Source organism: Halorubrum sp. GN12_10-3_MGM, from assembly GCF_005435235.1.
GTDB lineage: Archaea > Halobacteriota > Halobacteria > Halobacteriales > Haloferacaceae > Halorubrum > Halorubrum ezzemoulense.
Map to the genome: position 1 here is coordinate 1 of NZ_SGUB01000022.1, position 12,474 is coordinate 12,474.

Sequence of the window (12,474 nt, forward strand, 5' to 3'; positions counted from 1 at the left end):
GCTCTCGGCGTCGTCGATCACGTCCGCGTCCGATCGGAAGGCGGCCACGTTCACGTCGCCCAGCTCCCGGACCCGGCCGACGTCCCCCTCGTCGACGAGCACCCAGTCCGCGCCGGCCTCGATGGCGGCGGTGACCCGTCGCTTGCGCGCCTCCCAGTCGCCGACGGTGCCGTCGGCTTTGACCCAGACCGTGCGTGTCATTGTCGGAACCTCACGGCGCGGCGGCTTGAAAACTGCGAAAGGAACAGGGAGTCCGACCGGATCTCGCACGGTCGACCGCGGGCGCTCGGCCCGCCCTCAGGCCTCGACGAACCCGCCCGCCCGCAGCGCCTCGTCGACGCCGGCGTCGTCGTGGACGACCGCCGACACCGCTCTCGCGATCCCCTCCGGGTCGTCGTGCTGGAAGATCGACCGCCCCATCGACACCCCGGCGGCGGCGCCGTCCATCGCGCCGCGTACCATCTCGACCGTCTCCCGGTCGGTGCCCTTCGAGCCGCCGGCGATGACGACGGGGAGCCGCGTCGACTCCGTCACGCGGGCGAACGAGTCGCCGTCGCCCGAATACCCGGTCTTCACCACGTCGGCGCCGAGCTCCTCGGCGAGCCTGACGGCGTGTCCGAGGGCCTCCGGGTCGGACTCGTCGACGCCCGGGCCCCGGGCGTACGCCATCGCGAGGACGGGGAGCCCCAGCCGCTCCGCGTCGGCGGTCAGCTCCGCGAGGTCCTCGATCTGGTTCGGCTCGTACTCCGAGCCGACGTTGATGTGGAAGGAGACGGCGTCGGCGCCGGCCCGGACCGCGTCCGCCGCCGTGCCGGTGACGCGCTTGTCGCTCTCGTCGGGGCCGATCGTCGTCGAGCCGTTGAGGTGGACGATGTACCCCGCGTCGTTCTTGTTCGGGTGGACGCGCTCCGCGATCCCGCGCTGGGTGAGCACCGCGTCCGCCCCGCCGCTGGTGACGCCGTCGATCGTCGACTCGATGTCGACGAGCCCCTCGACGGCGCCCATCGTGATCCCGTGGTCCATCGGGACGATCAGGTAGCGGTCGTTCGTGGAGATGCGGTCGAGTCGTGCCGAGAGTCCTGCTGTCATAGTGGGGTGGGTCGTTGTGTGAGAGTGTGGCAATCGTAGGTAAGTGGGTTTCGTTCGGGGACGTATTGGCTCCGAGGCGCCGGGATCAGACCGACTCTGTCGCCTCGGCCCGCGAGCGGCGGCCGCGCTCCGCGCCCTCGGTCAGTTCGCGGGAGAGCGCCTCCAGCCGGTCGGCGACCGCCGCGGTCGGGAGGTCCTCCGCGACGCCCTCGGCGACGATGTCGACCAGCGCGGAGCCGACGATGATCCCGTCGGCGCCGCCAGCGACGATCCGCTCGGCGTGCTCGCCGGACGAGATGCCGAACCCGACCGCCTTCGGCACGTCGTACTCGCGGAGCCGGTCGAGGCTCGCCGTGGTCTGGTCTGAGACGTCGTCTCGGGCGCCGGTCGTCCCGAGCCGGGCCTGGACGTACACGTAGCCCGAGACGCGCTCCATGAGCCGGTCGAGGCGGTCCGCGCGCGTCGTCGGCGCGACGATGAAGACGAGGTCGAGCCCGAACTCGTCGCAGGCCTCGCGCAACGGGTCCGCCTCCTCGGCCGGCAGGTCGGGGACGACGAGGCCCTGAATCCCGGCCGCGGCGGCGCGCTCGACGAAGGGCCGCGGTCCCTCGCCCTCACCGTACTGGTAAATGAGATTGTAGTACGTCATACAGACTAACGCGGCGTCCACGTCGAGGTCCTCCGCGAACGCGAAGAACCGCTCCGGCGTCATCCCCGCGTCGAGCGAGCGGACGAGCGCCTCCTGTATCGTCGACCCCTCCGCGATCGGCTCGGAGAAGGGGAGGCCGAGCTCGATCACGTCCGCGCCGCCGCGGTCGAGCGCCTCGACGTACGCCTTCGACGACTCGTAGTCCGGATCGCCGACGACGAGGTACGGGACGTAGGCCGGGCCGTCCGCGAACGCCGCGGCGATCGCCGAGGAGTTGGCGGGCTCCCCCATTCAGATTCCCTCCGTGAACATCGACATGTCCGGCGCGTTCGGCACGTCCCGCTGGTCGGTCTCCTCGATGGCGGCGTCGAGGTCCTTGTCGCCGCGCCCCGAGACGTTCACGATCACGCGCTCGCCGAGGTCCTCGTGGTGCTCCTCGAGGTAGCCGAACGCGTGCGCCGTCTCCAGCGCCGGGATGATCCCCTCCGTGTTCGAGAGCCGGTGGAACCCCTCCAAGGCGGCGTCGTCGTCGACCGCGACCGGGTCGACGCGGCCCTCGTCGACGAGGTACGCGAGCTCCGGACCGACGCCGGCGTAGTCGAGCCCGGAGGAGACGGAGTGGCTCTCCATGATCTGCCCGTCCGAGTCCTGGAGCAGCTTCGTCCGCGCCCCGTGGAGGACGCCCTCGTCGCCCGCGTACAGCGACGCGGAGTTCGGCGCGACGCCCTCCTCCTCGTCGACTTCGAGGGTGGAGCCGCCCGCCTCGACCGCGTGGAGGGCGACGGACTCGTCGTCGACGAAGTCGGCGAACGTGCCCATCGTGTTCGACCCGCCGCCCGCGCAGGCGACCACGTCGGTCGGGAGCCCGCCCGTCTTTTCGATCGCTTGCTCGCGCGCCTCCTCGGAGATGACCGCCTGGAAGTCGCGGACCATGACCGGGAACGGGTGCGGGCCGACGATCGACCCGATCACGTAGTGGGTGTCCTCGACGGTCTCCGCCCAGTCGCGCATCGTCTCGGAGATGGCCTCCTTGAGGGTGCCGCGCCCGGTGGTGACGGGCTTGACCTCCGACCCGTTGAGCTTCATCCGGAACACGTTGGGGCGCTGGCGGTTGATGTCGCGCTCGCCCATGTAGATCGTACAGGGCATGTCCAGGTGCGCGGCCGCCATGGCCGTCGCGGTGCCGTGCTGGCCGGCGCCCGTCTCCGCGATGATGCGCTCTTTGCCCATGTACTTCGCCAAGAGGACCTGCCCGAGCGCGTTGTTCAGCTTGTGGGCGCCGCCGTGGAGGAGGTCCTCGCGCTTGAGGAACACCTCCGTGTCGTAGCGCTCCGAGAGCCGGTCGGCGCGCTGGAGCGGCGTCGGCCGCCCGCCGAACGCCGCGAGCCGCTCGCGGAACTCGTCCATGAACCCGTCCTCGTTGTTCAGGACGTAGCGCTCGTACGCGTCGGCCAGCTCCTCGATGGCGGGCATCAGCGCCTCCGGGACGTACTGGCCGCCGTACCGGCCGAACTTCCCGTCGTCGCGCCCGCGCTCGCGGCCCGGTCGCCGCGAGGGCACCGCGCCGTCCGTTGCTTCCGTCGTCCGCGTGTCGGTCTCGCTCATGTGGGTGTCTCCGTTGTCTCCGTCGCGTCGTCGTCCGCGGCCGCCGCGTCATCGCCGTCCGCGGTCGCCTCGTCGCCGCCGGCCTCCGTCCGCACCAGTTCGCGGGTGTTCGCCGCCACGTCGCCGTCCATGATCGCGCTCCCGACGAGCAGCGCGTCGGCGCCCGCGGCCCGCATCCGGCGGACGTCGGCGGGCGATCCGATGCCGCTCTCGGCGATCAGCGTGACCTCGTCCGGGACGTGGGGCGCCACGGACTCGAAGGTTCCGAGGTCGACGACTAGCTCCGCGAGGTCGCGGTTGTTCACGCCGATCGTCGTCGCGCCCGCGTCGAGCGCGCGCTCCAGCTCCTCCCGGTCGTGGACCTCGACGAGGACCTGGAATCCCCGGTCTCGGGCGGCCTCGAGCAGTGTCGGGAGGTCGTCGCCGACGAAGCGGGCGATGAGCAGGACCACGTCGCTCTCGACGGCGTCGAGCTGCGCCTCCTCGACGACGAAGTCCTTCCGGAGGACCGGTACGTCTACCGCGTCGCGCACGCGTTCGAGGGTGTCGACGCTCCCGCCGAAGTGCCCCGGCTCGGTGAGCACGCTCAGCGCGGCCGCCCCGCCGGCGACCATCCCCTCCGCGAGCGCGACGGGGTCGTCCTCGCGGCTTCCCTCGGTCGTCGGGCTCGTGGGCTTCACCTCGGCGATAAGCGGGACGCGGTCCTCGGCGTCGGCCCGTTCGAACGCGGCCGAGAGGTCGCGCGGCGAGACCGAGATGTCCCCGTCGGCTCCCCGGGCCGCGCTCGCCCGCTCCCGGGCGCCGGACAGGATCGACCTGACCGCCGGCGCCAGCTCGTCTGGATCGTCCATTACTATACACTAATGTACGTATCTGTTCATAAGGCTTGCGGGGGCGGCCGGGACGCCGTAGCTTCTCACAGAGAAGCCGAACACGTTCCCGTGCCGATGACTTAAGTGATTCACCCTTCCAACGAAGGGTATGAGCCTGTCCGGTACGTCCGGCGTCTTCGCCCGGCAGTTCGACGAGATCGGTCGGACCGTCCAGATCGGGTTCGCCGGCGGTCGCGTCATCTCGGTGTCGTTCCCCGCCGAGCACCCCGGCGACGCCGACGGCGACCACGACCTGTTAGACAGGATCGACGCGTACCTCGGCGGCGAGCGCGACGAGTTCGCCGAGGTCGCGCTCGGCCTCACGGTCCCGACGGACCGGCGCGAGGCGCTGGAGGCGCTCCGGAGCGTCCCGTACGGCGAGGAGGTCTCCGTGAGCCGACTCGCGCGGCTCGGCGGGTTCGACCCCGACGACCCGGACGACCTGGAGGTCGTGACGGGAGCGCTCGCCGACAACCCGATCCCGGTCCTGCTGCCGGACCACCGGGTGAGCGGCGGGCCGTACGCGACGCCGAGCGACGTGCGGAGCGAGCTCCGGCGCGTCGAGGGAGTCTCTCGGTAACGGCACCCCGGCGTCAGCGCGCGCGACCGGCGTATCGCGTATAAGAATTCTTTGTTATCGTTCATTATAGATACACGACCGAGTCAGCTCTAATACCGCCGCGCCCGGGCCGTTACAACTGTCGTTGGTGATTCGATATGAACGGTGAGAAGCGAACGGGAGCGGAGACGGACGGACCGATGACTGCGATGTCGCGTCGGGGGGCGCTCGGCTTCCTCGGAGTTGCCGGGTTCGCCGGGTTGTCGAGCACGACCGCGAGCGCGAAGCAGAGGAAGGGTAACGGAAACGGCGGGAACGGAAACGGCGGGGGCGGCAACGGTGCCAGCGCGGAGATCAACGTCTTACCGAACCCGAACTTCATCACGAACGCAGCCGGGGAGGTCCCGCCGTTCGACCCGGACGTTGAACTGTTCGATCCGGCGCCGGTCTCGATCCCGCTCGACGAGATCATCGAGGGAAGCGAGGAGTACGACTCGACGCTCGGTCGCTCGCTGAACGACGGGAAGCATCAGGTCGTCCGACCGCCGGCGGGATACGACCGCGAGGAAGGGTACGACGGCTCGTGGGTCCCGGTGACGTGGGGCGAATACGGCGCGGTCGGCGGAACGGCGACCGTCGGCGGCGTGAAGCCGGACAACGGGAACGGCGGGAACGGCAATGGGAACGGCGGCGCGACCGGAACGCGCGTCAACATCAACGTCGAGAACGCGCTGCCGAACGGTCAGTACACGATCTGGGTCGTCAAGTTCGCCGCGCTCGCGGACGACGGCGACCTCGGCCCGAGCGACCCGTTCGTGACGCCCGCCGGGAACGGGCTGGTCGGCTTCCACAACCTCGGCCAGAAGTTCGGCGGCGACGGCGACTCGGAGAACGACTTCACGGTCGACGAGAACGGCGACGGCGGGATTCGCGTCTTCAACGAGGGCGGCGACCTGACCGGGATCCCCGGGTTCAACGAGCCGGGATACCCGTTCGTCGGCGAGGCCGACGACTACGGGCAGAGCGCGGACCGACTCAGCGAGATCGCGAACGACCTGCGAGAGGAGGACGAGATCCACTTCGTCGGCGCGTTCCACTACGACGACCAGGTGTGGGGCGTCTACCCAGGCCCCTGGCACGTGAACCAGTTCAGCGCGGTCTTCCAGTTCTGACCGCGACGGCAGCCCGGCCGACCGGCCGGCTCAGATCTCGAAGTCGGGCGTGTCGAACGCGCCCTCGTCGGCGTCGACGTCGTAGCGCTCGATCCCGGTGAGCGCGACGTCGAGCGTCGCCTCGGCGTCCCACCGCCCCGTGTTGATCGCGAGGTCGTAGATAGAGCGGTCGGACAGATCGATCCCGTAGTAGGACTTGTACCGCTGCTCCTCGATTACCTCTCGGACCTGCATCTCCGAGGTCATCTCCTCACGGTCGGCCGTGCGGTCCGCGCGGACCTCGTCGGGCGCGTCGAGCCAGATCCGGATGTCGGCGCGGTTGCCGGCGAGCCAGCCCGCCAGCCGCGACTCCAGCACGAACGCCTTGTTCGCGGTTCCCCACTTCTCGGCGATGCGACGGAGCCGCTGGTCGAGCGCCCGGTCGATCTCCTCGGACTCGCCGGTCTCGGCGATGAGCTGCGAGAGGCTCATGTCCCGCTCGGCCGCGATTTCGCGGAACAGCTCGCCCCCGGAGACGTAGCCGCAGTCGAGCGCGTCGGCGATCCCCTCGACGAGCGTCGTCGCCCCGCAGCCCGGCGGGCCGGAGACGGTGACGAACAGGTTCCGGTCGATCCGTCTGTCGGGCTCCGGCGAGGTGCCGCTCATGCGTGTTGCGCCACGGAAGGCCGTCGGATAAACGGGTCGGTTGCGGGAACGCCCGCCGGACCGGCCGGGCGGGCCGTCTCGCCGCCGGGCGGGCGACGCGGTTCGACGCAACCGATTTCCCGTCCGGAGCCCTCGTGATCGCCGTGAGCGAAACCACGGACCGCGGCGACGAGGCCGCCGCGCGGGCGCTCCTCCGCGACGCGGTCGAGCGCGGCGCGATCGCCGACCCCGACTTCGACCCGGAGTCGGTCCCGATCGCGGACGCCGACGTGCTCGCCCGGCTCTCGCCGCCGGTCCGCCGCTGGTGGGTCGAACGCTTCGGCGGGTACGTCGGCGAGAACGGCGGCTTCTTCACGCCGCCGCAGCGCGAGGCGATCCCCCACGTCGACGACGGCCGGAACTGCCTCGTCGCCGCCCCGACCGGCAGCGGGAAGACGCTCGCCTCCTTCCTCGCGGTCCTCGACGACCTCTTCGCCCGCGACCGCGACGGCGAACTCGAGAACTCCGTCTACTGCCTCTACGTCTCGCCGCTGAAGTCGCTCGCGAACGACATCGAGCGCAACCTCGAAACCCCGCTGGCGGGGATCGGCGAGGCGGTCGCCGCCGCGGAGGCGGAGAGCGCGACCCGCGACGGCGACGACGGGGCGGCCTCGGACGGCGCCTACGACCCCGGCGTCAGGCAGGCGATCCGCCACGGCGACACCTCGAAGGCGGACCGACAGGCGATGCTCTCGGAGACGCCGCACGTCCTCAACACCACGCCGGAGACGCTGGCGATCCTGCTCAACTCGCCGAAGTTCAAGGAGAAGCTCCGGACCGTCGAGTACGTGATCGTCGACGAGATCCACTCGCTGGCGGCGAACAAGCGCGGTACCCACCTCGCGGTGTCGCTGGAGCGACTGACGGAACTGGCGCGCAACGAGGGTTCGGACGCAGGGGAATCGGCCGGCGGCCCGGCGCCGCACGCGCCCGGCGACATCACCCGGATCGGCTGCTCGGCGACGGTCGAGCCGCTCGACGGGATCGCCTCGTTCCTCGTGGGGCGCGAGCGCGCCGCGGGCGCTGTCGGCGAGTTCGAGGGGTTCGAGACGCGCCCCTGCGAGGTGGTCGACGCGCGGTTCGCCCGCGAGTTCGACCTCGAACTCCGGACGCCGGCGGCCGACCTCATCCACACGCCGCGGTCGGCGGTGACCGACCGCTTCTACGAGTCGCTTCACGACCTCGTCGAGGCCCACAAGAACACGCTCGTGTTCACGAACTCACGGTCTGGCGCCGAGCGAACCCTTCAGGAGCTCCGCCAGCGGTTCGACTACGACGAGTCGGACTCGGGCGTCCACCACGGGAGCCTCGGCGAGACGCAGCGAACGCGGGTCGAGGAGGGGCTGAAGTCGGGCGATCTCGACGTGGTCACCACCTCGACGAGCCTCGAGCTCGGCATCGACATGCCGCACCTCGACCTCGTGGTTCAGGTCGGCTCGCCGAAGTCGGTCGCGGCGCTGCTCCAGCGCGTCGGCCGGGCGGGCCACAGCCCGGGCGAGACCGTCGAGGGACGGGTGTTCGCCCTCGACCGGGACGAGCTGATCGAGTGCGCGACGCTGCTCGCGCGCGCTGAGGAGGGGTTCGTGGACCGGGTGTTCCCGCCCGAGGGCGCCTACGACGTTGCCGCCCAGCACGTGTACGGGATGGCCATCAACCGGATCCGCCCCGACCGCGAGGTCCGGGAGGTGCTGCGCCGCGCGCACCCGTACCGCGGCTTCGACGACGAGGCGTACGATCGGCTGTTCCGGTACCTCACCGGCGACTACGACGGACTGGAGGAGAAGAACGTCTACCCGAAGGTGTGGCGCGACGGCAACGACCCGCCCGACGGCGAGCACCACTACCCCGAGTACCCGGTCGGCGAGACGCTCGTCGGGAAGCGCGGGCGGCTCGCGCGGGTCATCTACATGACGAACGTAGGGACGATCCCCGACTCGTTCACCTGCGACGTGTTCACGCGCGACGACGAGTGGGTCGGCACGCTCGACGAGTCGTATCTCGACACGCTGGAGTCCGGCGACGTGTTCGCGCTTGGCGGCGAGCGGTTCGCGTTCCGCTACCGCCGCGGCTCGAAGGTGTACGCCGACCGGACGAGCGAGCGCCCGACCGTCCCCTCGTGGTTCGCCGAGCGACTTCCCCTCTCGGCGGACCTCGCCCGCGAGGTGTTGGCGTTCCAGGCCGAACTCCTCGACCGGCTGGCCGGCGATGACCCGAGCGCCGGCCCCGCCGCGGTCCGAGCGTGGCTCCGCGAGTTCCCCCTCGACGGGAACGCCGTCCGCGCGCTCGCCCGGATGTACGACGAGCAGGTCCGGTACGCCGGCGCCGAGGCCGTCTCGACGCCCGACCGCCTCGTCGTCGAGGAGGAGCTCGACCGGAGCGAGTACAAGCGCCGCTTCTACGTCCACTCGACGTGCGGGCGCCGGTTCAACGACGGCCTCTCGCGGCTCGTCGCGGCGGCGGTGGCGAACCGGACCGACGCCAACGTCGCGGTCGCGGTCGCGGATCGCGGGTTCAGCCTCGCGCTCCCGCTCAACCGCAAGGTCGACGTGGCGGGTATCCTCGCCGACCTCGACCCGGAGACGGTCCGGGAGGACCTCCGCGAGGCCGTTCAGGGGACCGACCTGCTCCAGCGCTACTTCCGGATCAACGCCGGGCGCGCGCTGCTCATCCTGAAGCGGTACAAGGGGTACGAGAAGTCGGCGGCCGAACAGCAGGTCTCCGCCGAAATGTTGCTGTCGTTCGCGGCCGATCTGGAGGAGTTCGCCGTGTTGGAGGAGACGTACCGCGAACTGCTGGAGGACCGCCTCGACGTGGGGGGGATCCGTGAGGCCGTCGGCCGGATCGCGGGCGGCAACCTCGCGGTCGAACACCGCGTCGTCGACTCGCCGAGCCCGCTCGCGTTCGGGCTGGCGACGCTCGTCGACTCCGACACGGTCATCGCTGACGACGAGTCCGCGGTCCTGCGGGAGTTCCACGCCCGCGTCATGGAGGAAATCGGCGACGGGCCGCGGAGCGCCGACCGCGACGCCGAACCGCCCGGGGACCGGGAGGGCGACTGAGATGGCGGAGCCCGCGCCGTCGACGGCGTCGCCGCGCTCCCGGCTCCGGCTCCGGTTCGCCGGCGCGGTGACGCTCGGCGCGCTCGGGCTCGCCGCGCTGTGGCGCACGTTCGGGACCGCGTGGGTCCTCGCCGCGGCCGGACCGGGCGCGTACCTGGCGGCGTACGCGTGGACCCACCTCGGTGCGAACCACCGACCCGGCGTCGACGGGCCGCGCCCGCGGCTCGGCCCGGCGAACGCGATCACGCTGTTCCGCGGCTGGCTCGCGTCGGTCCTCGCCGGCGCGCTGGCGGCCGCCCCGCCGCACCCGTGGATCCCCGCCGCGCTGTTCGCGGGCGCGGTCAGCCTCGACGCGGTCGACGGGGCGGTCGCCCGCCGGACACGGGAGACGATCCTCGGCGCTCGCCTCGACGGCGCGACCGACGCGCTGGCCGTCCTCGTCGGGGCCGCGGTCGCCGTCGCGCTCGGGGCGCTCCCGGCGTGGTACCTCCTCGCCGGCGGCGTCTGGTACGCCTACGCAGGGTCATTGTGGTGGCGGCGGCGGACCGGCGCGCCGGTGTACGAGCTCCCGCCGAGCCGGGTCCGCCCGTTCGTCGGCACCGCGCAGTTCGCCGCCGTCGCGGTCGCGCTCGTGCCGGGCGTCGGGGGCGCTCGGGCGGCCTCCCCGCTCGCCGCGTTCGCGGGCGTCGCGCTCGCGGCGCTGCTGGCGAGTTTCGCTCGCGATTGGGCGGCCGCGACGGGACGGCTCGGCCGCGACGACCCGCCGACCGCGAACCGCGAGTGACCGAAACGCTCCCGCCGTCTGCGCGCGGAGAGCCTCAGGACTCTCGGGACAACAGGACCGCGAGGACGGCGATCAGCGCGACCTGCGCGACCTTGTCGACGGCGCCGTAGACGCCGACGTCGGCCGGGAACGAGTACGTCCCGAAGACGAAGTTGATGACGTACCACAGGACGATCTGTCCGGCGGTGAACGGGATTCCGAGCGCGTACACCAGCCGGCGGCGGTACCCCGAGACGATCGCCGTCACGCCCGCGCCGAAGCCCAGAGTCGCGAAGAAGAACGAGATCCCCAACGCCCCCCCGACCAGGAAGCCGAGCGCGACGTGGACGATCCCGGACACGGTCGCGGCGAGGATTCCGATCCAGTGGAGGGGGGTCAACGATTCGACGTCGACGCCGGTGTCGGTGCGTGTCATGAATGTGCGACCCACGGACTCGGTCGGCTTATGTCTACTCCCGCCCCCGAATCGACGGCCGACGAGGGGGCGCCGACCGTCGCCGCCGTGGGTTTATGACGGATCGGTCCGTGTGATCGCCAATGCCACATCGTCTCAGTCGTCGACCGCGGACGGGTGAGTCCGCGTGAGCGACGGCGACGCCGGACGGGCCGTAGAGTTCGTCGGTCCGGAGCGCGTCGAGGTCGTCCCGACGGAGGCGCCCGTCCCCGGTCCCAACGAAGTGGTCGTCGACGCCACCGTCTCCGCGGTGAGCGCCGGATCGGAGCTGCTCGCGTACCGCGGCGAACTCGACCCGGAGACGGTCGCGGACGAGGAGCTGCCCGCGCTCGACGGCGACCTCTCGTACCCGCTCCGTTACGGCTACGCGGTCGTCGGGAGCGTGACCGCTGTCGGCGACGCGGTCGACCCCGCGTGGCGCGGTCGCACCGTCTTCGCGTTCAACCCCCACGAGACCCGGTTCGCCGTCGCCCCGGACGCCCTGCGTCCGGTCCCCGACGGGATCGACCCGGAGACGGCGACGCTGTTCGCGAACGCCGAGACCGCGGTCACGCTGACGCTCGACGCCGCTCCCCGGATCGGCGAGCGCGTCGCGGTGTTCGGCGAGGGCGTCGTGGGGCTGCTCACGACAGCGCTGCTCGCGCGGAGCGGCGCCGAGACCGTCGTCGCGGTCGAGCCGAAGGACCGCCGCCGGTCGCTCGCGGCCGAGTTCGGCGCCGACGCCGTCGTCGACCCGAGCCGATACGGCGGGCGGGGGGGCGTCGTCGACGCCGTGCGCGAGCACACGGGCGGCGTCGACCTCGCGGTCGAGGTGTCGGGCCGGCCCGAGACGCTCGAAACGGCCGTCGAGACGACGCGGTTCGACGGCCGGGTCCTCGTCGGATCGTGGTACGGGACCAAGCGCGCCGACCTCGGCTTCGGCGACCACTTCCACCGCGGGCGCGTCACCGTCCGCAGCAGTCAGGTCACCACCATCGCGCCGGAGCTCCGCGGGCGCTGGGACCGCGACCGCCGCCGCGAGACCGCCTGGCGCGAGCTCCGCCGACTCGACGACGACCTCGACGTGACGGACCGCCTCGTCACCGACCGCGTCCCGGTCGGCCGGGCGGCGAGCGCGTACCGCCGGCTCGCCGACGAGACCGAGCCGACCCTCCAACTCCTCTTCACTTACCCATGTACGAACTGACCGTCACCGAGTCGTTCGTCGCACAGCACTACCTCACCGTCCCCAACCCGCCAGCCGACGAGGCGGCGCTTCACTCTCACGTGTTCACCGCGGAGGCGACGTTCCGCGGCCCGGAACTGGGCGAGTACGGCTACCTGCTCGATATCGACCTCGCGCTCGACGCCCTGAGCGACGCCGCGGAGCGCTACCGCGACGAGACGCTCAACGACCACCTAGAGGGCAACCCGAGCGCCGAGCGTCTGGCCCGGGCGCTGTTCGACGCGCTCGCGACCGTCGACGCCCCGGCCGCGACGGAGCTGACGGTGACCGTCCGCGAGGACGACGTGGCGAGCGTCTCGTTCACCGGCGACCTGCGGTGACC

The 12,474-nt window shown here is 71.6% G+C and carries 13 protein-coding genes; 6 read left to right on the forward strand and 7 right to left on the reverse strand.

Annotated elements, in window-relative coordinates; translation table 11 throughout:
* The 5 genes from EXE47_RS14195 to trpC form a co-directional block, all read right to left on the reverse strand.
* Positions 1–201, reverse strand: a 201-nt coding sequence (locus tag EXE47_RS14195; protein ID WP_275543992.1) for a 3-dehydroquinate synthase II, incomplete at its 3' end; no start/stop codon positions are given.
* Positions 202–297: 96 nt separating this feature from the next.
* Positions 298–1,089, reverse strand: coding sequence for a 2-amino-3,7-dideoxy-D-threo-hept-6-ulosonate synthase (locus EXE47_RS14200; RefSeq protein WP_049929569.1), 792 nt, complete (start codon positions 1,087–1,089; stop codon positions 298–300).
* Positions 1,090–1,174: 85 nt separating this feature from the next.
* Positions 1,175–2,029 (reverse strand): tryptophan synthase subunit alpha, encoded by an 855-nt coding sequence (gene trpA, locus EXE47_RS14205; RefSeq protein WP_086216587.1) that lies wholly within the window; start codon positions 2,027–2,029, stop codon positions 1,175–1,177.
* The gene (trpB, locus tag EXE47_RS14210; RefSeq protein WP_049929566.1) at positions 2,030–3,343 is read right to left on the reverse strand and encodes a tryptophan synthase subunit beta; all 1,314 of its coding nucleotides are present in this window, start codon (positions 3,341–3,343) and stop codon (positions 2,030–2,032) included.
* A complete protein-coding gene (gene trpC, locus EXE47_RS14215) occupies positions 3,340–4,194 on the reverse strand; it encodes an indole-3-glycerol phosphate synthase (protein WP_089307652.1) in 855 nt (284 codons plus the stop codon). The genes trpB and trpC overlap by 4 nt, the downstream gene beginning before the upstream one ends.
* A 130-nt stretch (positions 4,195–4,324) precedes the next feature.
* On the opposite strand from trpC, the gene EXE47_RS14220 reads away from it, so the two are divergent.
* On the forward strand, positions 4,325–4,795 hold the full coding sequence (locus EXE47_RS14220; protein WP_089307651.1) for an MGMT family protein: 471 nt from the start codon (positions 4,325–4,327) through the stop codon (positions 4,793–4,795).
* 137 nt (positions 4,796–4,932) lie between these two features.
* The gene (locus EXE47_RS14225; protein WP_089307650.1) at positions 4,933–5,946 is read left to right on the forward strand and encodes a hypothetical protein; all 1,014 of its coding nucleotides are present in this window, start codon (positions 4,933–4,935) and stop codon (positions 5,944–5,946) included.
* Positions 5,947–5,976: 30 nt separating this feature from the next.
* On the opposite strand, the gene cmk is transcribed toward EXE47_RS14225, so the two are convergent.
* Positions 5,977–6,591, reverse strand: a complete 615-nt coding sequence (cmk, locus tag EXE47_RS14230) for a (d)CMP kinase (protein WP_049929561.1) — start codon at positions 6,589–6,591, stop codon at positions 5,977–5,979.
* Between the two features lie 134 nt (positions 6,592–6,725).
* On the opposite strand from cmk, the gene EXE47_RS14235 reads away from it, so the two are divergent.
* Both EXE47_RS14235 and EXE47_RS14240 read left to right on the forward strand, forming a co-directional pair.
* On the forward strand, positions 6,726–9,689 hold the full coding sequence (locus tag EXE47_RS14235; RefSeq protein WP_089307649.1) for an ATP-dependent helicase: 2,964 nt from the start codon (positions 6,726–6,728) through the stop codon (positions 9,687–9,689).
* A 1-nt stretch (position 9,690) separates the two neighbouring features.
* Positions 9,691–10,473 (forward strand): CDP-alcohol phosphatidyltransferase family protein, encoded by a 783-nt coding sequence (locus EXE47_RS14240; RefSeq protein WP_089307648.1) that lies wholly within the window; start codon positions 9,691–9,693, stop codon positions 10,471–10,473.
* 34 nt (positions 10,474–10,507) lie between these two features.
* Here the strand turns inward: EXE47_RS14240 and EXE47_RS14245 are convergent, their stop codons facing one another.
* Entirely contained in the window at positions 10,508–10,888 is a 381-nt protein-coding gene (locus EXE47_RS14245) for a hypothetical protein (RefSeq protein ID WP_086216580.1), read from the reverse strand.
* 166 nt (positions 10,889–11,054) lie between these two features.
* On the opposite strand from EXE47_RS14245, the gene EXE47_RS14250 reads away from it, so the two are divergent.
* Complete coding sequence (locus tag EXE47_RS14250; protein WP_089307647.1) at positions 11,055–12,113, forward strand: zinc-binding alcohol dehydrogenase; 1,059 nt, start codon at positions 11,055–11,057, stop codon at positions 12,111–12,113.
* Complete coding sequence (locus tag EXE47_RS14255) at positions 12,101–12,472, forward strand: 6-carboxytetrahydropterin synthase (RefSeq protein WP_049929556.1); 372 nt, start codon at positions 12,101–12,103, stop codon at positions 12,470–12,472. The genes EXE47_RS14250 and EXE47_RS14255 overlap by 13 nt, the downstream gene beginning before the upstream one ends.
* Positions 12,473–12,474 lie beyond the last annotated feature (2 nt).

Excerpts from the sequence above, each read along its gene's own strand:
- trpB (WP_049929566.1), bottom strand. The coding sequence starts at position 3,343 with ATGAGCGAGACCGACACGCGGACGACGGAAGCAACGGACGGCGCGGTG.
- EXE47_RS14225 (WP_089307650.1), top strand. The coding sequence starts at position 4,933 with ATGAACGGTGAGAAGCGAACGGGAGCGGAGACGGACGGACCGATGACT.
- EXE47_RS14255 (WP_049929556.1), top strand. The coding sequence starts at position 12,101 with ATGTACGAACTGACCGTCACCGAGTCGTTCGTCGCACAGCACTACCTC.
- cmk (WP_049929561.1), bottom strand. The coding sequence starts at position 6,591 with ATGAGCGGCACCTCGCCGGAGCCCGACAGACGGATCGACCGGAACCTG.
- EXE47_RS14245 (WP_086216580.1), bottom strand. The coding sequence starts at position 10,888 with ATGACACGCACCGACACCGGCGTCGACGTCGAATCGTTGACCCCCCTC.
- EXE47_RS14200 (WP_049929569.1), bottom strand. The coding sequence starts at position 1,089 with ATGACAGCAGGACTCTCGGCACGACTCGACCGCATCTCCACGAACGAC.
- EXE47_RS14240 (WP_089307648.1), top strand. The coding sequence starts at position 9,691 with ATGGCGGAGCCCGCGCCGTCGACGGCGTCGCCGCGCTCCCGGCTCCGG.
- EXE47_RS14220 (WP_089307651.1), top strand. The coding sequence starts at position 4,325 with ATGAGCCTGTCCGGTACGTCCGGCGTCTTCGCCCGGCAGTTCGACGAG.
- trpC (WP_089307652.1), bottom strand. The coding sequence starts at position 4,194 with ATGGACGATCCAGACGAGCTGGCGCCGGCGGTCAGGTCGATCCTGTCC.
- trpA (WP_086216587.1), bottom strand. The coding sequence starts at position 2,029 with ATGGGGGAGCCCGCCAACTCCTCGGCGATCGCCGCGGCGTTCGCGGAC.